Here is a 22,135-nt window from a genome sequence, read left to right on the forward strand (position 1 = left end):
TCACGTTCAGCGGCGCGCAGGCGGCGGCCAACAACGGCGCGCCCGTCAACGCCGATCCCACCAGGCTCAGGCCGCAGACGGTGGTTCCCTTCCGCCCCATCGAACCCACCCGCGCCGACACGATCACCCTGCCAGCCGGCTACCGCTTTCAGGTGCTGGCCCCCTGGGGCGAGACGTTCACGGCAGATGGCCGCGAGATAGGCTTTAACCACGACTTCATCGGCTACTTTCCGGCTGATCTGCTTGAGGGCGGTCAGAGCGCCACCGACGCTCTGCTGACCATCAACCACGAATACGTCAATCCCCTGTTCGTGGGTGGCAACACCACGGAGCGCACCCCCGCCCAGATCAGGAAAGAAATGGAATCGGTGGGCGTCAGCGTGGTGCGGGTCAGCAAGCAGGGCCAGACCTGGAAAGTGGTGCCGGACGCCCGCAACCGACGGATTGATGCCATGACCAGGATTGAGCTGACCGGGCCGGTGCGCGGCACTGCGCCCGTCAAGGGGGCCACCGTGGTCAGCGGGACGGTGGGCAACTGCTCCGGCGGCCAGACGCCGTGGGGCACGCTGCTGACCTGCGAGGAAAACGTGGACGGCTACGCCAAAGCCTGGCCGGACAGCGGCTACGAGGCCATGCACCAGGGCTGGGTCACCGAGATTGATCCCTTCGACGCGGCCTGGATGCCCAAAAAGCGTACTGCGATGGGCCGCTTCCGCCACGAGAACGCCGCCGTCAAGGTGGCCGGGGATGGCCGGGTGGTGGCGTACATGGGCGACGACATGCAGGACGCGTGCATCTACAAGTTTGTCAGCCGGGGCAGGTACAACCCGGCCAACCGCGCCGCCAACCGTGACCTGATGGCCGACGGTGATCTGTATGTCGCCAATTTCGGCAATGGCACCTGGGTGCTGCTGGACTACGACAGGAACAAGAAGTTGCAGGAGGCCAGGGACAGCGCGGGCAAGCCTGTCTTTGCCAGTCAGGCCGAGGTGCTGGCCGACGCCCGCGCCAGCGCCCTGGCCGTGGGCGGCACGCCAGTAGACCGCCCGGAAGACATTGAAATCCACCCGCGCACCGGCGAGGTATATGCCGCGCTGACCAACAACAGCAAGCACGGCAACTACTTCGGCCACATCATCAAATTCCGCGAGGACAAGGGCGACTTCACCGCCGAGAAATTCCTGTGGGAAGTGTTCGCCTACGGCGGCCCACAAAGCGGCTTTGCCAGCCCAGACAACCTGGTGTTCGATCCTTACGGCAACCTGTGGATGGTCACGGACAACAGCGACCTGGGCACCAACCCGATCAAGGAATACCACGGCAACAACGCCATGTTCTTCTTTCCCACCGAGGGGCCGAATGCGGGCAAGGCGTACCGTTTTGCCGTCGGCCCGATAGATGCCGAAATGACTGGCCCGGTGTTCTCGCCGGACGGCAAGACGCTGTTCCTGTCGGTACAGCACCCCGGCGAGGACAGCGAGAGCCTGGACAGGCTGACCAGCAACTTCGCGGCGGCAGCGGGCAGCAAGACGCCGCGCCCCACCCTGGTGGCCATCGAGGGCTTCCCAGGATGGACGGCATGACCCTCTGGCCGCGTTCCAGTGCGCCGTGGATCGTGGGCCGCCCCGCCCGCTTTTCGGACGCCGCCGAGGATTTCGTCAATGAACTGACCCGCCAGCAGCCGTGGCGCAAGGCCCGCTGTGAGGCGCGGCTGGAGGCGCTGGGCGAGAGCCTGGGCGATCCTGCCCTGGGCACTGAGTTTCCAGACGCCCGGCTGGAAGCGTGGCTAGACACCTGCCCCGAGAGTGAGCGGGCTGGGGCACGCGCCCTCCTGAAAGAATTTGAGATCTATTTGCGCGAGTGGGACTGGTTGCCTCCGCGTCTATAACGCAAGCCCGGCTGGCGCTGGAGTCCGCTGGCACAGTCAGGCGGGCACAGTCAGCAGGCGGGCAGAGTCAGATGGGCACAGAAATTAGGCGGGCACAGAACGACAGAGAAATACAGGCCGGGCTGGGAAAGACTGCGCTCCTGAACAGGTCTGCGCGATGCATTGAGGCGGCGTTGCTCCGCTAGGACTTCGTTTTGAAGGGCTCCTGGGCAACCTCGTCGCCTCTCACTTGCCGAGGACGGGATTTTTGCGGTGAAACCCCCGCCGCACGCATGAATTCATAAGTGCGTCCCAGGTACACCTTCTTCCCGAACTCCGTCTGAATCCACTGCTGAAGGTCTTTCCCCGCCGGAACGACGCCCGGCTCAAAATCCTCGTGCAGATGCCGGGCGAGGCGCTGCTGTTCGCTGGGGGTCAGGACCGTGGGCGCACCCGCATTGCTATGGCGTCCGTCCGCGAGGCTCTCCAGTCCCAGGGCGTGATACCGGGTGACGAGGGCATAGGACGTCACCCGGCTGTAGCGGGTCAACGCCAGGATTTCGGCCAGGGAGCGGCCTTCGGCCAGAAGCGCGAAGAACTGCGCTCTCCGCTGCTCGACCGCGCAGTCAGAAGTCTCGAAGAGTTGCCAGAAATCGGCGGCGGAGTGTTGCAGCGGCTGGGCAAAAAGAGCTGATTTCATGACCTATTGTAAGCGACTTAATCGGAATTAATCTTCGACGTTGTCGGACATGGCAGTGTAGGCCGTGAATCAGCAGAACGCCCCCCACAGCGCGCACTCGACGGTTTCACATACGCGTTGGCACAGATCACCGCGCCGAACCCCATTCGCTGACCGGATGCTGGAAAGGCTGAGCATCCCAGTTCAGTGACCAGCCTGCCAGACCGATGAATCCTCCAGGCAGAACGGCTGTTTCGATGGCTGCTGGGAAAGTGCAGTGGAAAGCGGTAAATTCACTCCGGGTCACGCACGGCCCACTTGCCGGACGCTGCCTTCATCATCCCTTCAGTGGAGCTTGAGCGGATGCTCAGCGGGGCGGGTTGTGACATGTCTGGAATCAGATGCTGAATAGCCTGAGCCTATGGGAAAAGTTCCAGTCCGCAAGTTCACCTATCTGAACTACGAGATAGAAATCATCAGGGAGCGCAGAAACCTTGCCCCCGTCTCAACGTTTGAACCCAGGCTCGGCGTCGAGGTCCGCTATGGCCTGAAGTTCGGCGGTCAGATGACGGATTGGAGCGAGTTCGTCGAAGCCACGAATGATGAGGTGTCCGCGAACAATCTGGCCGAGATGGGCCTGTGGCGGGCGCGGGAGCTGGAAAAGAAAGCGAGAACGGTTGTCGTCTCACCTGCGGCCTGATGGGGGTCCGTATGGGCAACACATCACCGGTACCGTTTCAGACCAAAGAAAAAGCCCCACACATTGTGGGGCGGTATTCCTGCCTACACGCGGGCAGGTCCTGCTGTTGACGGTAAGTTAGCCCGCCCCCTGTCACAGAAGCATGACGTTCGTCCCACACATGAAGAATTCCTCTGGGTGCTGTCCAGACATCGGCGTCCTGTCCAGATATTGCGGCGCTGCCCCGTATCGTCTTCGGCGAGACGCCAGAATCTGCGGGGCACGCCGCGATCAGAACCTACCTGCACGCCTGACTCGTTCACTGGCCTGAACACCGTCACTGCTTTGCAGCGTGGTACGGCGACGGGAAAGCTGAGGGCGTGTCCGCGCACACCCGTCGGATGCGGCATTCTGCGGGCATGACCGATCCCTCCATGCCCTCGCCAGGTGGGGCCAGTTCCTTCTGGAAGGGCCTGCGCGCCTTCTTGCCGCTGGTTCCGGGCGTCATGCCCTTCGGTATGGTTGCGGGAATCGCGGCGGTGCAGGCTGGATTCACGCCCCTGGAGTCCATGGCCTTTTCCCTGATCGGCTACGCGGGATCGGCGCAACTGGTCGCCTCACAGATGTTCGGCCAGACGCCTGTCCTGCTGATCGTGCTGGCCACCCTGATCGTGAACCTGCGCTTCGCCATGTACTCGGCCTCAATGCTGCCCCTTTTTGACGGTGTCCCGCTAGCGCGGCGCTGGCTCCTCGCCTACAGCCTGACCGATCAGAGCTACGCGGTAACGATGGGGCGGCCCGCCACAGAGCCAGATCCGGTGGCGTACTACACGGGAGCCACCGCGCTGATGTGGCTCACCTGGCAGATCGGAACGGCTGTCGGCGCGCTGCTCGGCGCGAAGATTCCCGCCAGTTGGCCCCTGGAATTTGCCGTGCCGCTGAGTTTCATCGCGCTGCTCGTTCCGGTGCTGAGAAGCAGACCGCAGATGCTGGCGGCAGGCATCTCCGCTGTGGTCGCGGTGGCCGCCCACAGCCTGCCGTTCCGCCTGAATCTGATTCTCGGGGCGGTGTGCGGCATTGCTGCGGGCCTGCTGGTCCAGCGCTGGAAGGGGCGGCAGCCATGAACATCTGGCTCCTGATCGTCGGCGTCGGCCTCGGCAGCGTCCTGCTGCGCGCGTCATTTCTGGTGCTGCTGCGCGACCGCAAACTGCCAGAGAGCCTCACGCTGTCTTTGGGACTGGTGCCTGCGGCGGTGCTGGCGGCCCTGATCGCGCCGGAATTGCTGTATTCCCGGGAAAATGGCGTCTTCGATCCTTTCAGCCCACGGCTGGCGGCGGGTCTGCTGGCCGCCGCCGTGGCCTGGAAAACCCGCAATCTGCTGTTGACGCTGATCGTCGGTCTGGGTCTGCTCGTGGTCCTGGGCTGACCCGACTGTGCCGTTCCTGATGGGCGGAGCTGTTGTGCAGCGGGACTGTGCAGCGGGACTGTGCAGCCGGACTGTCCAGCGGGACCAGCCGCTCACAGACGTATCTCTGGTGTGTGCCAGACATGGTGCCACGGACGTTGGGAATGATGAACGGCAGCCCGCCACATGTCGTGCAGGCCACACACCACTCGCTCCCGTGCCCCTACGGTGGGATCTGGAGGAGACCGATGCCTCCTGCCGCTTTACCCAGATGGGTGTATGGATTCATGGCCGCGCTCCTCGTCCTGGCAGACCTGTCCACGTCCACACGCGCGGTCAATGATGATGGAGGCAAGAAAAGATGATGACCCATAACCCCACTCCCCCAGCCCACGCCTGGGCACACCCAACCGACCTCGGCACCACCCCACTCAAGGCCGACGTGGTGGTGATCGGGGCCGGTTCTGCGGGCCTCACGGCTGCCGGTCTGGCCGCCTCGCTGGGCCGCCGCGTGATCCTGGTGGAACGCGACAGGACCGGCGGGGAATGCCTGTTCACCGGCTGCGTGCCCTCCAAGGCGCTGCTGTCGCTGGCAAAGCGGGTGCATACCGCCCACGGCGCGGCCACCCTGGGCCTGGACGTCACGGGTCAGCCGGACTGGGCCGTCATCCGGGCGGAGGTGAGGCGGGTCATAGACCACTTCCAGACCGTGGACTCCCCCCAGGCCATCGCGCAGAGCGGCGTTACCGTCATCGCGGGCGAGGCGGCGTTCGTGTCGCCGCATGTGCTGGAGGTCACGCACGCACAGGGGAAACGCACCGTCATGGCGGGGGAGTTTGTGCTGGCAACCGGCTCCGAGGCGGTCATCCCCGACATCGAGGGTCTGCGGGACGTGCCCTTCCTGACGCACGAGACTATTTTTGACGTGCCGGAGCGCCCCGCCCACCTGATCGTGCTGGGGGGCGGCCCCATCGGCTGCGAGCTGTCGCAGGCCTTTGCGCGGCTGGGCAGTCGGGTGACGACCGTGGATTCGGGGACCCGCCTGATCTCGCGGGACGAACCCGAGGCGTCGCAGGCTTTGCTGGACATCCTGCAAGAGGAGGGAATCACGGTACATCTGGACGCGCAGGCCGTCCGGGCCGAGGTCACGCCGGACGGGCTGCGGCTGCACCTCAAAGGCGGCGAGGTGGTGGAAGGCACGCACCTGCTGGTGGCAGTGGGCAAGCGGCCCCGCGTGAATGGCCTGGGGCTGGACGTGATCGGCGCGGCTTTTGACGGCCACGGGCTGAAGGTCCGGCCCTCCATGCAGTCCGTCACCTGCCCTTACCTGTGGGGCGCGGGGGACGTGGTGGGCGGGCCGATGTTCACGCACGGCGCGACGGAGCGCGGCCTCCTGGCGGGACTGGGTTCGGTGGCGTGGTGGGGCCGCGCCGCCGCCCGTTTGCGCGCTCCGGCAGGCCGGGTGGAACAGATTCCCTGGGTGACCTACACCGACCCCGAGATCGCCCACTGGGGCCAGACCGAGGCGCAGGCGGTGGAGCAGTACGGTGAGCGCGTCGTGGTGGTGGATTACGATTTCACGCACCTTGACCGGGCCGTGACCGAGGGCGAGAAGGGATTCGTGAAACTGGTGGCCGTGCGGGGCGTACTGGGTACGCCACTGGGCCTGCGGGTGGTGGGCGCGCAGGCCGTGGGCAGCCGCGCCGGCGAACTGATCCAGGGCCTGAGCCTGTCGCCGCGCCTGGGCGTTCATCCCCTGCGGACAGCGCTGCTGCCCGTCTCCTATCCCACCTTTTCTGAGGCTACCCGGCAGACGTACCTGGGCCTGTTTACCGAGGGTCAGCATTTCGGGCGTGCGCGGCCAGGCCGGGCCGGTCCCGCCGCATGACCGGCGACGCGCCGCTTGACGCGCTGGTGATCGGTGCCGGCTCGGCGGGCCTCGCGGCGGCCTACTGGCTGGCACGCCGGGGGCTGAGATTCAGCGTTCTGGAAGCCGGACCCAGTCCGTCCGGGGCGTGGCCCGCGTACTACAGCAGCCTGAAGCTGTTCACGCCTGCGCGGCACTCCAGCCTCCCGGGCCTGCCGTTTCCCGGCCCACCCAGCCATTATCCGTCCAGGGACGCCATGGCCGCCTACCTGCGCGCCTACGCCGCACACTTTGACCTGCCGATTGAGCGGGATTCAGACGTCACCAGTGTGCAGCCCCAGGCGGGCGGCTTTGGGGTCACTGCACGGGATGGCCGGACGTGGTCAGCCCGGACGGTGGTGGCGGCCACCGGCACCTTCCGGCGGCCCCGGCAGCCAACCCTGCCGGGGGCCGAAAGCAGCGCCGTCAGGGTGATGCACTCCTCGGCGTACCGGCACCCGGAGCCTTTCGCGGGAGAGCGGATCGTGGTCGTCGGGGCCGGCAATTCCGGCGCACAGATCGCCGCAGAACTGGGCCGGGTAGCGCGGGTGACACTCGCGGCCCGCCACCCGCTGAGGCTTTTCCCGCAGCGGCCACTGGGCCATGATCTCACGGACTGGCTGACGTGGTCCGGCGTGGAGCGCCTGCCCCTGGGTGCTTTCGGACGGGTGCCAGACGCGCAACCGGTCATCGCGGTACCGGGTCTGCGCGCCGCTCTGGGTCACGGAAATCCAGATGTCCGGCCCATGTTCACGGCCCTGACCCGTGACGGCGTGCGTTGGGCGGACGACACGGTGGAGGCCGTCGATACCGTGATCTTCGCAACTGGCTACGGCTGGAACGGCCCGGACCTGCCAGCAGGGGCCATCAGCGCGGACGGGGAACCCTGTCAGCGGCTCGGGATCAGCACGGCCCTTCCCGGCCTGTACTTCGTGGGCCTGCCCGGTCAGCGCACCGTGGCGTCCGGGACGGTGCGCGCCGCTGGCCCGGACGCGAAAGCCGTGGTGCGTCACCTGGCCCGTCACCTGGAGGGAACCCATGCGCCCCACTGACCTCAGACAGATTCCGTCTGTTTCGCGTGGCAATCGGGACAGCACCGGCCTTGACACTCCACGCCCGGAACCCGTTTTTCTCCATCTCGCCTCCGCCCGGATTTCCAGGTGTTTCCAGCACCCTTCAGTCGGTGTCCATATCAGACCGCTGCTGCTGACCGCCCTGCTGGGCTGTGGTCCAGCGCTGGCCACCCCTTTCGACGATGCTCAGGCGGCGCTGCTGCGCGGTCAGCCGGACGTGGGCGTCACGCTGCTGACGGGTCGCCGCGACGCCCCGTCCCTGGCGCTGCTGGCCCGAACCCATGTCGGTCAGGCGGTCTTCGCCTCCACCGAGGCGCAGAAGCGGTCCCTGTATGCGCGCTCCGAAAGGGCGGCGCGGGCAGCCCTGGCCGCCGACGCCCGCAACGCCGAGGCGCACGTGGAACTGGCGAACGCGCTGGCGTTGCAGTTGCCGGGCACCGGGATCATCAGGGCCACGCAGGTGGGCCGCGAGATCCGCGCGCTGTACGAGCGGGCCGTGGCCCTCGATCCGGCGCAGGCGCGCGGATGGATGGGCCTGGGCGGGTGGCACGCGCAGGCGCTGGCACTGGGTTCCCTGGTCGCGCGCGCCGTCGGTGCCAGCGAGCAGAAGATGCGTGACCACCACCTCCGCGCCATTGAACTTGAGCCGGACGAGGTGTTCTACCGCCTCAGGTACGCCGATGACCTGCTGCTGCTCGCCGGGTCTCAGCCGCGCCGCGCCCAGGCCCTGAAAGCAGAGGCCGGCAGTGTCCTGAAGGCCGCCGCTCGCCTGACCCCGCAGACGTACTGGCAGACCCTCGATCTGAATCAGGTACGCGAGCGGCTCAGGACTCTGGGCCTCTGATCTTCACGCTCCACGTCTAGAAATCGCCTTTCTCCTCCTCCCTATGCCTCTCCCCTGCCCCGCTGCGCGTCCAGTTGAGGGCGCGCCACCTTCAGGCCGGGGGCCACGGTATCCCACCGTCCGCGAAGGCGTCCTGAAGTGCGCCCGTGAGACTGCGCCGCAGCCGCTGGTCCACCAGACCCACGATCAGAGGATTGGGAAAGCACTGCGGGCGGGCCGTGAGCAGCCGCCCCACCAGTTCATGGTCGCTGAGGTCCGGGTGCGTCCGTGCCAGGGCAAAAAGCGCGAGCGCGGCGCTGCGGCTCACCCCGGCCAGACAGGAGACATGCAGGTGGGCGGGCTGGTGCGTGTCCAGAAAAGCCTCGATGACCTGAAGGTGTTCACCGCTGGGAAGGAGGTGCCGCTCCGAGTCGAACCAGACGTCATGCAGTTGCAGATTCAGCCGGGGGCCGTTGTGTTCTGCCAGACGCCGAGACCCGTCGCTCAGGTGGCTGCCAGGGTCAAGGGCGACGATCACGGCGGTCTCGTCGTTCAGACCCGGCATATCCCCCTGACCACTGACTGTCACTTTCATGATTTCCGCCTCCCAGTAATTTCACGTCAAATTATGCTATTTACATAACCAGTTTCAGCCGCTACACTTGAAGGTGAAGTTTAGCACCATCCAAATTCCCCTATCCCTGGCGAGGTTTTTCTATGATTGTCGAGACCAAGATCGTTGGCCGCCGCACCCCCTTTGAACGCCGCCCCACACCACTGCCAGACGGCCCCCAGACCCTACGCAGCCTGCTGGGTCATCTGGTGCATCAGGAAGTGACCGCCTACCACCAGCGGCAGGAGAGCGTGGGCCTGCTCCGTGTGCTGACCGAGCGGGACCTGAGCGACGGCGCGGCGGCGGGCCGGATCAGTGTTGCCCCCCAGGAACGCAGCGGCACCGTCACCCCGGAGGACGCCACCCGGACAGCACTCACCGCCTTCGGCGACGGTCTGTATTACGTGTTTGTGGACGACGAGCAGATCGAGAATCTGGATCAGCCACTTGTCCTGCACGCCGACAGCACGCTGCTGCTTCTGCGCCTGACCGCGCTGGCCGGGGGCTGAGGATGGATGTTCAGGACTATCTGCGCACGTTCCAGCAGCCCTGGAAAGCCCCGCTGGAGGAGCGCCTGAGCGGCGCATCTCCCGAACTCGCCGCACTCGTCCGCCCACTGCTCAAGGAACCCCGCGACTACCGCGAGCGTGAGGGGCGCGAGGTGACGCTGGCCGACTTTTTGCACGGCAGTTCCGAGGCCCATCAGCGCGAACTGGCCGCCCTGCTCTTTCCCCAGTCAGCGGACACTGCCCAGCGCACCATCAACGCCCTGCTGACCCGCCATCCATACCCGGAAAGTTACGCCCGCCGCGCCTTCCGTGCGCCGGGGGAGCGCGTTCAGGCGGTGCGGGCCGCCTCGTGGTTGATGGTGGCGTGGCAGGCCACCCGCGACTATCCGCAGAACATGGAATGGTTCGCGGTCCATGCTGGGCTGCTCGACGCCTGGAATTCACACAGCCTGGGTCTCCTGCTTGGGCAGGCCCTCAGCGACGGCGACGCGGCAGTCTTTCAGATCCTGCGCGACACGGCGTCCACCGGGCATCCGGTGGCGCGCATGGGCCGCCATGTGCCGCTGGCGCTGCTGTCCAGCACCGATCCTGAAGCCTGGGCACTGGCCGAGGGCCTGCTGCTGGCCGCCCAGCGTCAGGAAGGGCTGCGGCAGGTGATTCTGGAAACCGTGGACGAGGCCGGGCCAGAGCCGTTTGCACGGATGCTGCGCCTGATCCTGCAAGAGGACCTGCTGCGCTTCGCCGCTGTCCTGCGGGCGGCCTGCGTGTGGTTCGGCCTGAACTACGACGTCAGCGATCTCAGGGTGGTGCGCGGCCTGCTGACGCGGGCGCTGGCCTTTCTGGAAGACAGCGGCGCAGCCCGCACCGCCGTGCAGAACGGTTCCGGGGTGGACGCTTACCTGGCGCTGTACATCCTGGCGATGCGCGACACTTCCGGGGCTACCGAACTGGCGCGCCCCCTCCTGCATGACGCCGACGCTGAGCGCCGCATGGCCGCCGCCCAGTTCCTGCTGGCTGCCGGACGACTCGCCCAGGCCGAGCAAGCGGCCCTGATCGGTGACCCAGACTCCCGTCTGGCCGCCCTGGCCGGGGGAATGGTCAGCCGTTGGACGCACCTGGATCAAAGTTCTGGACTGACCTTTGAGGACTACCTGTCCTATGCCCAGCGCCTGCCAACCGAGGTCGGTCATCAGCCCCTGCTGTTTCCCTGGCTGGGGCAGTTGCCCGCGCGTGTGGAGGCGATGGACTCGCTGATCGCCGTGCTGGGCGAGGCCCATATCTCACGGCTGGTCCCTTATCTGGGACAGATGAGCGGCGACGGCAAGGTGTCTGTCCTCAGAAAGATCGAGCAGCGCCACAAGGAAAACGTGCAGCCCATCGACACGCCTACCCGTGACATGCTGCTGACCCTGCTGCAAGACCGCAACAGCGGCGTGTCGCAGGCCACGGTGGAGGTGATGGCGCACCTGACCCCCAATCCAGAGGAGGTTGGCGTCATCCAGACCCTCCTCAAGCGCAAGAGCGCGGACCTGCGCCGGGGCCTGATCCGCCTGCTGGCCCGCGACGCCGCGCTGGCCGAGACGAGTGCCCTGGAGCTGCTGAAGACCACCAACACCGATCAGCGTCAGGCGGGGCTACAACTGCTTCAGGAGGTGGGGGCCGCGCCGCCCGCCGACTTTGCGCCAAAAAACGTCAGTGAGCAGACCCTGTACGCCCGCCTGACCGAGCCAGGGGCGCAGATGTCGCTGGACGACGGTCTGGGGCTGTTTGATCCGGCAGAGCGGACCCCATTTGGGCCGCTGGAAATTCATGAGCGAGATTACCCGCAGGACGTTCAGCGCGGCGCAGACCTGCTGCAAAGTCTGGACGCCCTGATCGCCGCCAACCGCGAGTTGCCGCTGCTGGGCGTGGGCTACGACGGTGAGCAGACGATCCTGCTGGGCAACCTGTCGGGCTGGATGCTGCGCCTCAACAGTGACGGTGTCATGCCCCTGGCCGAACTTTGGGACGGCTGGTGGGCGGGCCGCGTAGACGCGAAGGACGGCGACCTGACCCGCATGGGCTGGACCCTGGGGCATTACGTGGCCCGCAAGGACACCACGACAGCAGAACTTGAGACGGAGCTGGCCGGGAACGATGAGGATGACGAGGGCGATGAGGACGAGCAGGAGGTCCAGGCCACGCTTGAATTCAACGAGGCTAGACAGCAGGTGCTGCGTCAGACCCTCCACCGCACGCTGGGGCCGCTGGCGGCGCTGTGGTTGGAACATGCCGATCTCCTGCGGGCCGTCCATACCTATCTGGTAAGCAGGTTCCGCGACGAGCTGGACACCACCCTGGCCCTGGATGCCTGGGAGACGGCCCTGACCTACCTTCCACGCGACACACGGATGCTCAAGCACCCGGAATATACCTGGCGGTCCGAGGACCCCCGCAGCCTGCTTTCGCCGCTGGCCGCCAGGGTGCCTGTCTACAGCCAGCCAGAGCAGACGCTTCAGCGGTACTGGCAGATCAGCCTCTATCAGAATTCAGCCTTCCCGGACCTGCCGCGCTGGCGGCCCGACACCCGGCTGCTGCTGCTGGCCCACGAGCGCGGCTGGGCCGGGCGGACGGATTTGCTGGATCAATTGATCGGCCCGCGCCCTGAACGGGAGGGCTACCACTCCGGCAACGATTTTGATGATTTGAAGGAGTACACCCGTCGCAAGTTGCGCGACAACCTGCCCACCACGCCTGAGTGGCTGGCGGCGGTGGATGAGGTGCGTGCCCGCGTGCTGGAGGTGGAGGTCACGCGCGGCGATCTGGAAACGCCCGCCACGCAGCCTGCCCTGGCCCTGCAAAGCGCGTTGGGCGCGGCGTTGCCCCTGCGCCTGCTGGCCGGGCTGGGCAAGAACCCGCTGAAGCGCGGCTATCAGGGCCGCAACGAGAGCCGCGACGTGACCTTCAGCCATCTGGTCCGGGTGTCGTTTCCCGCACCTGGGGACACGCCCGCCACGTTCGCCGCACAGGTGCAGGACTTCAAGCTGGCCGACGCCCGGTTGCTGGACCTGGCGATGTTCGCGCCGCAGTGGGCCGATCTGGTGGCGGCCACGCTGGGCTGGAAGGGGCTGCGCAGCGGCGTGTACTGGCTGCACGCCCACACCAAGGAAAGCAACTGGAGCGTACCGCAGGACATCCGCGATTCCTGGGAGGCCGAGATTGCTGAGCGCACCCCCCTGAGCGCGGGCGATCTGACCGAGGGCGCGGTGGACGTGGCCTGGTTCAGGCAGATGAATAAAGCGCTGGGCAAGGAACGCTTCGCGGCGCTGCTGGACGCGGCCAAATACGCCAGCAGCAGCGGCGGCCACAAACGCGCCGAACTGTTTGCCCGCGCCATCCTGGGCGAGCTGGAAGAAAGCGATCTGCGCGCACGTATTGCCGACAAACGCAACCAGGACGCCGTGCGGGCGCTGGGGCTGCTGCCTCTGAGCCGTGCCAGAGCGAAGCTGGCAAAAGAACTGGAAGGCCGCTACCGCGTCCTGAGCGATTTTCGCCGGGGGGCCAGACAGTTCGGGGCGCAGCGGCAGGCTAGCGAGCGTCTGGCCGCAGACATCGGCATGCAGAACCTGGCCCGCAGCGCCGGATACAGCGATCCGCAGCGCCTGACCTGGGCGATGGAAGCCCGTATGGCCCCCGACTGGCAGGCCACGGTGACCGAGGGCGGCGTGACCCTGGGCATCGAAATGACCCCGCAGGGCGAGGCCAGCCTGACCCTGCGGCGCGGCGAGAAACCTCTCAAGACGCTGCCGCCCGCCCTCAAGAAACACCCCGAAGTGATCGCCCTGCGCGCCGCCGTGACCGAACTCAAGGCCACCCGTGGGCGCATGCGCGCCGCGCTGGAAGAGGCGATGGTACGCGGCGACTTCTTCACGCCGCAGGAACTGAACGATCTGGGCCGCCATCCAGTGATCGCACCGATGCTGGGGGGACTGCTGTGGGTGCTGGACGCATCCACGGTGGGGTGGTGGCAAGACGGGCAGCTCAAAACGCCGTCTGGCACGCAGGACATCGGCGAGCAATCTTTGCGGCTGGCACACCCGCATGACCTGTACCTGAGTGGCCAGTGGCCCGCCTTTCAGCAGCAGATCATGGAAGGCGGCCTGACCCAGCCGTTCAAACAGGCGTTCCGCGAGTATTACCCGCTGACCGCCGCCGAGGGGGGCGGCGCGGTTCGCAGCCAGCGGTATGCGGGCCACCACGTCCAGCCGGGCAAGGCCGCCGCGCTGTTCAAGGCGCGCGGCTGGGTCACCGTGCCCGAGGAGGGCGTCCGCAAGACCTTCCACCACGAGGGCCTGAACGTTTGGGTGGACACCAGCGTGGGCTACGGCACCCCCAACGAGGTGGAGGGCGCGGCCCTGAACGCCGTCTATTTCGTGCGCCAGGACGAGACCGACGAGCTGGGCCGGGCGCGGCTGGTCCCGCTGACCGAGGTGCCGCCCCGCGTCCTGAGCGAGACCCTCCGTGATCTGGACCTGGTGGTGGGCGTTGCCCACGTCGGCGGCGTCGATCCCGAGGCCAGCCTGAGTACCGTGGACATGCGCACGGACCTGCTGCGTGAAACCCTGCGGCTGCTCAAACTGGGCAACGTGCGGCTGGAACACAGCCACGCTTTCATTGCCGGACAGTACGCCAACTACACCGTCCACCTGGGCAGCGGCACCGTCCACCGAATGCCCGGCGGCTTCCTGTGCGTGATCCCGGTCCACAACCAGCACGCGGGCCGCCTGTTCCTGCCGTTTGCCGATCCCGACCCCAAAACGGCGGAGGTGATCAGCAAGGTACTGCTACTGGCCGAGGACAGGAAGATTCAGGACCCGACGATTCTGGAACAGTTGCGTTAAAGCTGGCCGGAACTGGGCTGTCTCCTCCTCGGGTACAGTGCTCGTCGACGACGGCGCGGTGGAACTCGATCTGGTCACGCACGACGCGCACAAATTTGCCCGCCTGCTGCTGACCCGCAATGGTTACGTGCTGGAGCAACTGCTCTCGCCGTATGTGGTCCAGACCACCCCCGCGCACGCAGAGTTGCTGGCCCTGAAACAGGGGGAGTTTTTTAAACATACTGGCTCTTGGAGTGCGAACGGATTGGATGGAGCGACGAGCAGGACATTCATCCGTTGTGCCGGATCCCGTTCATAAACCAACCCGAGAGGCCAGAACGTGCGATACTAGAGTCGTCTCAAGCCCCGCGCCATTTCACGGTTGCAGCCCAGAGGGCGGCCTACCGGGCGGCGGACTTGGAGATGCAAGGAGATTTATGGCTCAAGGACGAGTAAAGTGGTTTAACGGTGAGAAAGGCTATGGTTTCCTCGAGCACGCGGGTAACCCCGATGTGTTCGTACACTACAGCGCCATTCAGAGCAGCGGTTTCCGCAAGCTCAACGAAGGCGACGAAGTGGAATTCGAAGTCGAAGCTGGCCAGGGCAGCAAAGGCCCACAGGCAAAGAACGTTGTCGTGACCAAGGCTGCGCCCGCCCCGATGGGTGGCGGCAGCATGGGCGGCGGCAACCGTGGTGGCGGAAACCGCTGGTAAACGCCTGATCACCTGATCAGGATGTCAACTTTTCTTTCTCTGGCGGGCGCTCTCGGGCGTCCGCTTTTCTGGTGTGCCGTGACGCTGCACTTCCTCCACCAGGACGCGACGCCCGGCACGGAATCCGGTTGAGGGGTGCTGAAGGTGTTCCCTGGGGGCATTGCGCGCAGCACGCCCCACCGCAATGGACAGCCGACTTCAGCGTGTCAGCGCGTAAGGAATGATGTAGGGCCTCCCCGTGTCCGGGTCACTCAGGATGTGCGCCTTGAGGCCGAAGACCTCGGCCAGCAGCTCCAGCGTCAGCACATCTTCCGGGCGGCCCTGGGCGTAGACCTCTCCCGCCCGCATGGCGATAATCTCGTCGCTGTAGCGCACGGCCTGATTCAGCTCGTGCAGCACCATCACCACCGTCTTGCCCTGCTCACGGTTGAGGCGCTGGGCGAGTTGCAGCACTTCCAACTGGTGGGACAGGTCCAGGTAGGTGGTGGGTTCGTCCAGCAGCAGAATCTCGGTCTGCTGGGCCAAGCTCATGGCAATCCACGCGCGTTGCCGCTGCCCGCCCGACAGCGCCTCCAGCGGGCGGCTGCCGAAGACCGTCATGCCCGTCTGGGCCAGCGCCCACGCCACGGCCTCACGGTCCTCGGGGCGGCGCACGGGAAAGCGGCCCTGGTGCGGGTGGCGGCCAAACCAGACCAGTTCCTCCACCGACAGTCCTTCGGGCGCGACTGGTCCTTGCGGCAGGATTGCCAGCCGCCGCGCCACTTCCTTGCTGGGGAGGGCGTGCAGCGCCTGACCGTACAGCTCCACACTGCCCCCCGAGACAGGCCGCAGCCGTGCCAGCGCCCGCAGCAACGTGCTTTTGCCGCAGCCGTTGGGGCCGATGATGCTGGTGACCTGCTCACCCTTGAGGCTCAGGTTCAGCCCCGGCACGATCACGGACGCGCCGTAGGCCAGTTTCAGGTCATGGGTGGAGAGCGGAGAGCTGGGGATTTCAGGACGGGTCATGCGCTCCTTCTAAGCAGGTAAAGGAAATACGGCGCGCCCACCAGCGTGGTAAAGATGCCTGCGGGAACCTCCAGCGGCGGCACCAGGGCGCGGCCCAGGGTGTCGGCGGCCAGGACCAGTAACGCGCCCAGCAGCATGGAAACGGGCAGCATCCGCCCGTGCTTCGCGCCCACCAGCAGGCGGGCTAGATGCGGGGCCAGCAAGCCCACGAAGCCCAGAATCCCCGCCCCGGTCACGGCGGCCCCGGCCAGCGCCACGCCCACGCCCAGAGACAGCAACCGGGCTGGGTTGACCCGCGTGCCCAGGCCCGTCGCCAGATCCTCCCCCAGATTCAGCACGTCCAGCGTGCGTGACAGCAGCAGTGCGGCGGGCAGCAGCACCAGCGCCCAGGGCAGCACCCGCCACAGCCGTATCGAATCCGCGCCATAGACCGTGCCCGTCAGAAAGGTCAGGGCCGCGCCCAGGCCGTCGGGTGCGCGAACCAGAACCAGTTGCTGCACCGCGCCCAGCGCCGCCGCCACCGCCACGCCCACCAGCGCCAGCCGTACCGGATGCAGACCGCCCACACCACGCCACTCCTGCGAAAGCAGCAGCACCAGACCAAAGCCGCCCCACGCCCCGGCCAGAGCGGCCCAGGGCAGACCACCGGGGGGCGCGGCGGGCCAGGCCAGCAGAAACACGGTGGCCGCCAGACCCGCGCCAGCCCCCACCCCGATGATGTCCGGCGAGGCCAGCGGGTTGCGGATGACACCCTGCATCATGGCCCCGGATGCGGCAAACATCGCGCCGCACAGCATGGAAACGCCCACGTGCGGCAATCGCAGGTCCAGGACCAGTTGGCGGGTCAGGTCATTACCGCCGCCCCAGAGGGTTGCCCAGACCTGGGCCGCCGGAGTCGCCACCGCGCCCAGGCCCAGCGCCAGCACGGCCAGCACAGCGGTCAGGGCAACCAGCACCCCAGCCACTGCCAAAGCGCGGGCGTCGGTATAACGCGGAGTGGAAATTTGAACGGTCATGCGGTCACTGCCACAACATCAATTGTCACGGAAGGCGGCGGGCGGCACGGTGTCGGAGATCAGGCGGCTTTCAATCGCCTGGGCCACCATCAGTTTCAGGGCAATCGGGCCGCGTCCGCGCGTCCAGTTGTCGCGGTCAAACACGTACACGCGCCCACGCTGCACGGCGCTCAGCTTCTGCCATAGCGGGCTTTTCTTCCATTCCTCGGTGATGGGCCGTTCATCCAGCGCGGTGAACAGCACCAGCGTCTGCGGGTTCAGGGCCACCAGCCCTTCCAGCGAGATCTCGTACTGGGTCTGATCCCCTTTCGGACTCAGGGCGTTCCTGCGGCCCAGCGCTTCCAGAAAACTGCCCACGAAGCTGTCGTTGCTATGCACGGTGAATGATTTTGGCGTCGCCACTGCGGCCACGAAGGCAGGCGCATTCTTCTTCGCAAAGGTCTTCGCTTTACGAATCAGCCCCTGCTGATCAGCCAGAAGTTGCTTTGCGGCGGCTTCACGGCCCACCAGTTGCCCGACGGCCAGCGTCTGCGCGTTCAGGTCCTCCAGGCTGCCGCGCCGACTCTGGAAGGCGGCGGTGGGGGCCAGTTTCGCCAGTTGGGGGTAAATCTCGCCCTGCACGAAGGCGTCGGACACGATCAGTTGTGGGCGCAGGGCAGCAATGGCTTCCAGACTGGGCTGGGCGCGGCTGCCCGTGGCAGGGATTTTCGTTGTCATGGCGCGGAGATACGGAGGCGCTCCCCGGTCCCCGCCCTGCATTCCCAGGCTGCCGCCCACCGGGATGACGCCCAGCGCCAGGAGCGTGTCGATGAACGAGTATTCCAGCGCCACCACGCGTTTGACTGGAGCAGTCAACTCCAGCGTACCGCGCTCATGCCTGACGGTCAGGGCCAGAGTGGAGGAAAGGAGGGCCAGGGTGGACAGGGCAAGGAGTTTTGATTTCATGGGGAACCTCGGAGTGATGTAGAAACGGGGAGGAGCGGGAGGAGCGGGAGTCGGGTCATCCCTTTCCCCGCCCAATACGCCGCGCCAGCAGCACGAAAAAGGGCGCTCCGACGGCGGCCACCAGAATGCCCACCGGGGTTTCGGCGGGGCGGTCTACCAGGCGGGCAGCGATATCGGCCAGGATCAGGAAGGCTGCGCCCAGCAGGGCAGCCAGCGGCAGGCTCAGGCGGTGATCGGCCCCCATCAGGGCGCGGGCGGCGTGCGGGATGATCAGTCCCACGAAACCAATCGGCCCCACCACGCTGACCGAACCGGCGGCGAGCAACACGCCCAGTCCGGTGATCAGGGCGCTGTCGCGGGCCGTGCGGGTGCCCAGGCTGCTGGCGATGTCCTCCCCCAGCGCCAACACGTTGACGCGGCCCGAGAACAGCAGCGCCAGAACAAGGCCCAGCCCCAGCCACGGCGCAACCTGCCACAGTTGCTCCCAGGTGCGCCCCGCCACCGAACCGGACAGTGCGAACAATGCGCCCTGGGCACGGGTTTCAAACAGAATCTGCACTGCGCGGGTGGCCGCGCCCAGCAGGTAAGCCACCGCCACTCCGGCCAGCGCCAGCCGCAGCGGTGTGAGGCCCGCGCTTCTGGCCGCGCCGTAGGCCGCCGCTGCCGCCAGCGCCCCGCCCACAAAGGCGGCAGGCACGAACAGCACGCTGGGCGCGGTGGGAAAGAACACCACCATCACCAGAATGGCGAACGCGCCACCCGCCTCCACCCCCAGAATCCCCGGATCGGCCAGCGGGTTGCGGGTCACTCCCTGAAGCAGCAGGCCCGACACCGCCAGCGCCGCCCCGGCCAGCCCCGCCACCAGCGTGCGCGGCAGCCGCAGCGCGTGGACCACCAGGCTATCGGTGCTGTCGTCGGGGGCAAACAGCAACCCCGCCACCCGTGCCAGAGAAATCTCGCTGGCCCCCAGTGCCAACGATGCGAGCAGTGCCAGCACCAGCAAGGACGCCGCGCCCCCGAACACCAGCACCCGCCCGGACAGGCGTGGCGCGGCTTTCTGGATGGCGTGCGTGGTCAAGCCGTGACCTGGGTCTCTAGCGTGACCCTGCCCAGTTGCCACTGCCTCACGTCGCCCAGATCAGGCTTGTGGCTGGAGCCGGGCAGCCTGAGGGCAGGAGCGGGCGAGACTTCAGCGCGGGCGGTGCCTTTCATGCCGCCGAGTTCAAAATGCAGGGTGACGTTCTCGCCCTCCACCTCGGCCCAGCGCCGCGCCAGCAACCAGTCCCAGCCGTGACGGACCAGCAGTTGGCGGTCCAGCAGTTGCGCCAGCGGGGGCAGTCCGGCAAAACCGCGCAGATGTCCGGCCACCTCGGCGGGATGAACCTCGCGGCGGGCCACCCGCACGGCCAGTTCGGGGGTCAGGTGCGCCCACAGGAAGCCGCTGGGCAGGTCCACAGCAGTCGCCGCGAAACGGTGTCCACCAAAATGCCCGGTACGCCACGCCCGCAGGCCAGCGGATTGTAACGCCGTGTGAACGGGGACGCCGTAGCGCCCACACGCCGCGTCCACCGTGCCGTGCGTACAAACGTGGAAATCCGGGCCGGAGGCAGGACTGTCCACCGCCTGCCACCCACTCAGGTTCTCCGGCTCCAGCAGCGTGTCGGTCAGTCCCCGCGCCCATTCGGACTGGGGCAGCTCCGACTGGTAATCCTGACGCACGAAGCCGCCCTTGCCGTGCTGATAATGCCGCACCCGCAAGGGCCGACCCGCCTGCGCCGGGGCGCTCATCAGCAGGCCGAAGCCCGCGCCCGCCGCTTCCACCTTGCCGCGCATCCGCTCAAAGACGCCGCTTTGCTGCGGGGTCCAACTTGCCACGTCGCGCAAGCGCGCCCACATGGGAACGTCCAGTTCCAGCACCGTGACCTCCTGCCAGTGCGGGGCGGTGCCAATCGGGTCTTCCCCAGCGGCGCGGGAAGCGTCAGAGCAGAGGCTCAGACGCGGGGCGCGGGTCTGGACAGTCACCCTCAGCGTCCCAGCAGCTTTGCGCTGATGCCGTTTGCCAGCGTCAGCGTACTCAGGGGACCACCGAACGTCCAGGTGCGTTCATCCAGCGCGTAGGCCCGGTTTGCTTTCACGAAGGGCAGCCCCTGCCACAGCGGCCTGATGCTGGGTGCGGCGAACACGGCGTCCTCCCGCTGGGTCACATACAGGAAGTTTCTGGTGTTCAGCCCGGCCAGGGCTTCCAGGCTGACCTCGGAAAAGCCGTAGGGCTGGGCCGGGGCCGGCCAGGCATTGACCAGACCCAGCCGCTCCAGCACCTGACTGACCATGCTGTTTCTGGTAAAGAGCCGCATGGTGGGCGTTCCCCCGCCCCCGGTGTACGCCTGCGCGAACACGACGCCCTCGCCGCCGCGTCCCGCCGCCTTCAGGTCACGTTTCACGCGGTCCAGGCGGGCGTCCAGGTTGCTCAGCACCTGCCGGGCCGTGCCGCTGCGCCCCAGCACCGCGCCGATCCGGCTGAAGGTGGCCCGCATCTCGCCGTACTGGGACTCGCCGCCGTAACTGTCAAAGACCAGCGTGGGCGCGATAGCCGAGAGTTGCGCGTAATTCTGGGCCGCCCGCAGCTTGGCGGTGATGATCAGGTCCGGCTTGAGGGCGCGGATTTTCTCCAGGCTGGGCTGCTGACGGGTGCCGACGTCCTGCACGCTGGCCGACAGGCTGACCGGAATCCTGACCCACTCGCCATACCCCTTGATGTCGGCCATGCCCACGGGCTGCACGCCCAGCGCCAGGACGTCCTCGGCGTAGGCCCACTCCAGCACCACCACGCGTTTGGGGACGCCCACCACGCAGGTCTGTCCCAGCGAATGCGTGATGGTCTGCCCTTTGCAGGTCTGCGCCGTCTGGGCGGATGCAGACAGACCCAGGCCCGCCAGCAGAACCGCGCCGAGTGCTACACCCCGCTTCACTTGACCTTCTCCAGAATCAGGCGCGTGACCTCGTTGCTGTTGCGGATGGAGGTGAGCGGACCAGAATACGGGCTGAAGGCTTCGGGGGTGTACAGCACGCTCTGATCCTTGAGGCGCTGACCCACCGGGGTCTTTAAGAAGGCGTCCGCGCCGTTGTACTGCCCGCCGGGGGGAAACAGCACCACCAGGGTCTTCTTATCAATGCCCAGCAGCGCCTCGTCGCTGATCTGCGCCCCGATGCCCAGCGTGGCGCTGCCGATCTTCAGGCCGTCCTTGAAACCCAGGGCACGCAGATCGTCGATCAGGCGCACGCTGCTGTAGGCCCAGGTATTGCCGCCGCTGAAGGGGGCCAGCACCACCACCTTGTCGTACTTCCTGAACACGCCCGCCGCCTGCAATTTACGGGCGTCAGTGCGGCTCACGTCCGCTGCCTGCTTGATGATCTGCTCGGCCTGCACCTGCTTGCCGAACACGCGGGCCAGATCGCGCAGCCCCTTTTGCCAGAAGCCCTCGCCGCCTTCCTGATAGCCCACGGTGGGGGCGATCTTGCCCAGTTTGTCGTAATTCTGGTTGCCGTCCCAGGTCAGGCGCACGATCAGGTCAGGCTTGAGAGACAGAATGGTTTCCAGGTTGGGAGCGGTCCAACTGCCCACGAAGCTGGGATTGTTCAGCTTGCCCCGCGCGTAGAAGCCGTCTTTCAACACACTGGGCTTGAGCTTGCCGCCGCTGATGTCGGTGGGCGACAGGTAACTGCTCGCCAGCCCCACCACGCGGTCCCCCAGCCCCAGCGCGAACATCCAGCCCAGCGCCTCCTCGTCCATCACCACGACGCGCATGGGGTTTTTCTTGACGGTGGTGGTCCCCTCGTCGTGCTTGAGGGTCAGGGTGTTGGATTGGGCCACGGCAGCGGGCGTCAGCATCAGGGTCAGCAAAAGGGCGATTCGTTTCACGTCGCCAAACTAGACTAATCCGAGTAGTTTAGTCAAGTTTGGACAGGTGATCATCTTCAAGTGTCCGTGTCTGGATCACCACCAAGAGCTGAACGCTGCTGGCGCTGACCCCACGCCCGCAGAG

At 66.6% G+C, this 22,135-nt stretch carries 21 protein-coding genes; 12 read left to right on the forward strand and 9 right to left on the reverse strand.

Annotated features, from left to right (window positions below):
* Window positions 1-1,583: PhoX family protein (locus tag Q319_RS0108260; protein WP_029481787.1), on the forward strand; the 1,583-nt coding region annotated here is incomplete at its 5' end.
* Window positions 1,580-1,888, forward strand: a complete 309-nt coding sequence (locus tag Q319_RS0108265; protein WP_029481788.1) for a hypothetical protein — start codon at window positions 1,580-1,582, stop codon at window positions 1,886-1,888. The genes Q319_RS0108260 and Q319_RS0108265, both read left to right, overlap by 4 nt.
* A gap of 181 nt (window positions 1,889-2,069) precedes the next feature.
* Here Q319_RS0108265 and Q319_RS0108270 read toward each other — a convergent pair whose 3' ends face one another.
* Window positions 2,070-2,567: a helix-turn-helix domain-containing protein gene (locus Q319_RS0108270; protein ID WP_029481790.1), complete on the reverse strand. Its 498-nt coding sequence runs from the start codon at window positions 2,565-2,567 to the stop codon at window positions 2,070-2,072.
* Window positions 2,568-2,967: 400 nt separating this feature from the next.
* Between Q319_RS0108270 and Q319_RS0108275 the strand changes: the two genes are divergently transcribed.
* From Q319_RS0108275 to Q319_RS0108300, 6 genes are all read left to right on the forward strand, one after another.
* Window positions 2,968-3,246 carry a hypothetical protein gene (locus Q319_RS0108275; RefSeq protein ID WP_029481791.1) on the forward strand — a complete coding sequence of 93 codons (279 nt, stop codon included), beginning with the start codon at window positions 2,968-2,970 and terminating at the stop codon, window positions 3,244-3,246.
* A 398-nt stretch (window positions 3,247-3,644) separates the two neighbouring features.
* Window positions 3,645-4,349: an AzlC family ABC transporter permease gene (locus Q319_RS0108280; protein ID WP_245619052.1), complete on the forward strand. Its 705-nt coding sequence runs from the start codon at window positions 3,645-3,647 to the stop codon at window positions 4,347-4,349.
* Window positions 4,346-4,651 carry an AzlD domain-containing protein gene (locus Q319_RS0108285; RefSeq protein ID WP_029481793.1) on the forward strand — a complete coding sequence of 102 codons (306 nt, stop codon included), beginning with the start codon at window positions 4,346-4,348 and terminating at the stop codon, window positions 4,649-4,651. Before Q319_RS0108280 ends, Q319_RS0108285 begins: the two co-directional genes overlap by 4 nt.
* 343 nt (window positions 4,652-4,994) lie before the next feature.
* A complete protein-coding gene (locus Q319_RS0108290) occupies window positions 4,995-6,518 on the forward strand; it encodes a dihydrolipoyl dehydrogenase family protein (RefSeq protein ID WP_162178630.1) in 1,524 nt (507 codons plus the stop codon).
* Window positions 6,515-7,588, forward strand: a complete 1,074-nt coding sequence (locus Q319_RS0108295; RefSeq protein WP_029481795.1) for a flavin-containing monooxygenase — start codon at window positions 6,515-6,517, stop codon at window positions 7,586-7,588. Before Q319_RS0108290 ends, Q319_RS0108295 begins: the two co-directional genes overlap by 4 nt.
* Window positions 7,575-8,453, forward strand: coding sequence for a hypothetical protein (locus tag Q319_RS0108300; RefSeq protein ID WP_029481797.1), 879 nt, complete (start codon window positions 7,575-7,577; stop codon window positions 8,451-8,453). The genes Q319_RS0108295 and Q319_RS0108300 overlap by 14 nt, the downstream gene beginning before the upstream one ends.
* Window positions 8,454-8,544: 91 nt before the next feature.
* On the opposite strand, the gene Q319_RS25440 is transcribed toward Q319_RS0108300, so the two are convergent.
* Window positions 8,545-9,027: a hypothetical protein gene (locus tag Q319_RS25440; RefSeq protein ID WP_081845948.1), complete on the reverse strand. Its 483-nt coding sequence runs from the start codon at window positions 9,025-9,027 to the stop codon at window positions 8,545-8,547.
* Window positions 9,028-9,149: 122 nt separating this feature from the next.
* Here Q319_RS25440 and Q319_RS0108310 point away from each other — a divergent pair, with 122 nt between their 5' ends.
* The 4 genes from Q319_RS0108310 (at window position 9,150) to Q319_RS0108325 (ending at window position 15,126) form a co-directional block, all read left to right on the forward strand.
* Entirely contained in the window at window positions 9,150-9,554 is a 405-nt protein-coding gene (locus tag Q319_RS0108310) for a hypothetical protein (protein ID WP_245619054.1), read from the forward strand.
* Window positions 9,555-9,556: 2 nt separating this feature from the next.
* A complete protein-coding gene (locus tag Q319_RS25445) occupies window positions 9,557-14,434 on the forward strand; it encodes a DUF4132 domain-containing protein (protein WP_051655211.1) in 4,878 nt (1,625 codons plus the stop codon).
* A 37-nt stretch (window positions 14,435-14,471) separates the two neighbouring features.
* The gene (locus Q319_RS28615; protein WP_029481804.1) at window positions 14,472-14,732 is read left to right on the forward strand and encodes a DNA polymerase beta superfamily protein; all 261 of its coding nucleotides are present in this window, start codon (window positions 14,472-14,474) and stop codon (window positions 14,730-14,732) included.
* 118 nt (window positions 14,733-14,850) lie between these two features.
* Window positions 14,851-15,126: a cold-shock protein gene (locus tag Q319_RS0108325; RefSeq protein ID WP_029481805.1), complete on the forward strand. Its 276-nt coding sequence runs from the start codon at window positions 14,851-14,853 to the stop codon at window positions 15,124-15,126.
* A 198-nt stretch (window positions 15,127-15,324) separates the two neighbouring features.
* On the opposite strand, the gene Q319_RS0108330 is transcribed toward Q319_RS0108325, so the two are convergent.
* From Q319_RS0108330 to Q319_RS0108360, 7 genes are read right to left on the reverse strand one after another with little or no spacing between them, the layout of a single operon-like run.
* Entirely contained in the window at window positions 15,325-16,131 is an 807-nt protein-coding gene (locus tag Q319_RS0108330; RefSeq protein ID WP_029481806.1) for an ABC transporter ATP-binding protein, read from the reverse strand.
* Window positions 16,128-17,147: a FecCD family ABC transporter permease gene (locus Q319_RS0108335; protein ID WP_051655212.1), complete on the reverse strand. Its 1,020-nt coding sequence runs from the start codon at window positions 17,145-17,147 to the stop codon at window positions 16,128-16,130. The genes Q319_RS0108330 and Q319_RS0108335 overlap by 4 nt, the downstream gene beginning before the upstream one ends.
* Before the next feature lie 18 nt (window positions 17,148-17,165).
* Entirely contained in the window at window positions 17,166-18,092 is a 927-nt protein-coding gene (locus Q319_RS0108340) for an ABC transporter substrate-binding protein (protein WP_029481809.1), read from the reverse strand.
* 55 nt (window positions 18,093-18,147) lie between these two features.
* Window positions 18,148-19,122 carry a FecCD family ABC transporter permease gene (locus Q319_RS0108345; protein ID WP_156039237.1) on the reverse strand — a complete coding sequence of 325 codons (975 nt, stop codon included), beginning with the start codon at window positions 19,120-19,122 and terminating at the stop codon, window positions 18,148-18,150.
* A gap of 44 nt (window positions 19,123-19,166) precedes the next feature.
* On the reverse strand, window positions 19,167-20,114 hold the full coding sequence (locus Q319_RS0108350) for a sucrase ferredoxin (protein WP_029481812.1): 948 nt from the start codon (window positions 20,112-20,114) through the stop codon (window positions 19,167-19,169).
* Between the two features lie 2 nt (window positions 20,115-20,116).
* Window positions 20,117-21,061: an ABC transporter substrate-binding protein gene (locus tag Q319_RS0108355; RefSeq protein ID WP_029481814.1), complete on the reverse strand. Its 945-nt coding sequence runs from the start codon at window positions 21,059-21,061 to the stop codon at window positions 20,117-20,119.
* Entirely contained in the window at window positions 21,058-22,011 is a 954-nt protein-coding gene (locus tag Q319_RS0108360) for an ABC transporter substrate-binding protein (RefSeq protein WP_415813226.1), read from the reverse strand. The genes Q319_RS0108355 and Q319_RS0108360 overlap by 4 nt, the downstream gene beginning before the upstream one ends.
* Window positions 22,012-22,135: the final 124 nt, after the last annotated feature.

It is taken from the genome of Deinococcus marmoris DSM 12784, from assembly GCF_000701405.1.
GTDB classification, from domain to species: domain Bacteria; phylum Deinococcota; class Deinococci; order Deinococcales; family Deinococcaceae; genus Deinococcus; species Deinococcus marmoris.

Coding starts and splice junctions, on each gene's coding strand:
- Q319_RS0108280 (WP_245619052.1), top strand. CDS start 3,645: ATGACCGATCCCTCCATGCCCTCGCCAGGTGGGGCCAGTTCCTTCTGG.
- Q319_RS25445 (WP_051655211.1), top strand. CDS start 9,557: ATGGATGTTCAGGACTATCTGCGCACGTTCCAGCAGCCCTGGAAAGCC.
- Q319_RS0108290 (WP_162178630.1), top strand. CDS start 4,995: ATGACCCATAACCCCACTCCCCCAGCCCACGCCTGGGCACACCCAACC.
- Q319_RS0108340 (WP_029481809.1), bottom strand. CDS start 18,092: ATGAAATCAAAACTCCTTGCCCTGTCCACCCTGGCCCTCCTTTCCTCC.
- Q319_RS0108270 (WP_029481790.1), bottom strand. CDS start 2,567: ATGAAATCAGCTCTTTTTGCCCAGCCGCTGCAACACTCCGCCGCCGAT.
- Q319_RS0108295 (WP_029481795.1), top strand. CDS start 6,515: ATGACCGGCGACGCGCCGCTTGACGCGCTGGTGATCGGTGCCGGCTCG.
- Q319_RS0108300 (WP_029481797.1), top strand. CDS start 7,575: ATGCGCCCCACTGACCTCAGACAGATTCCGTCTGTTTCGCGTGGCAAT.
- Q319_RS0108265 (WP_029481788.1), top strand. CDS start 1,580: ATGACCCTCTGGCCGCGTTCCAGTGCGCCGTGGATCGTGGGCCGCCCC.
- Q319_RS0108330 (WP_029481806.1), bottom strand. CDS start 16,131: ATGACCCGTCCTGAAATCCCCAGCTCTCCGCTCTCCACCCATGACCTG.
- Q319_RS0108335 (WP_051655212.1), bottom strand. CDS start 17,147: ATGACCGTTCAAATTTCCACTCCGCGTTATACCGACGCCCGCGCTTTG.
- Q319_RS0108285 (WP_029481793.1), top strand. CDS start 4,346: ATGAACATCTGGCTCCTGATCGTCGGCGTCGGCCTCGGCAGCGTCCTG.
- Q319_RS0108275 (WP_029481791.1), top strand. CDS start 2,968: ATGGGAAAAGTTCCAGTCCGCAAGTTCACCTATCTGAACTACGAGATA.
- Q319_RS25440 (WP_081845948.1), bottom strand. CDS start 9,027: ATGAAAGTGACAGTCAGTGGTCAGGGGGATATGCCGGGTCTGAACGAC.
- Q319_RS0108310 (WP_245619054.1), top strand. CDS start 9,150: ATGATTGTCGAGACCAAGATCGTTGGCCGCCGCACCCCCTTTGAACGC.
- Q319_RS0108325 (WP_029481805.1), top strand. CDS start 14,851: ATGGCTCAAGGACGAGTAAAGTGGTTTAACGGTGAGAAAGGCTATGGT.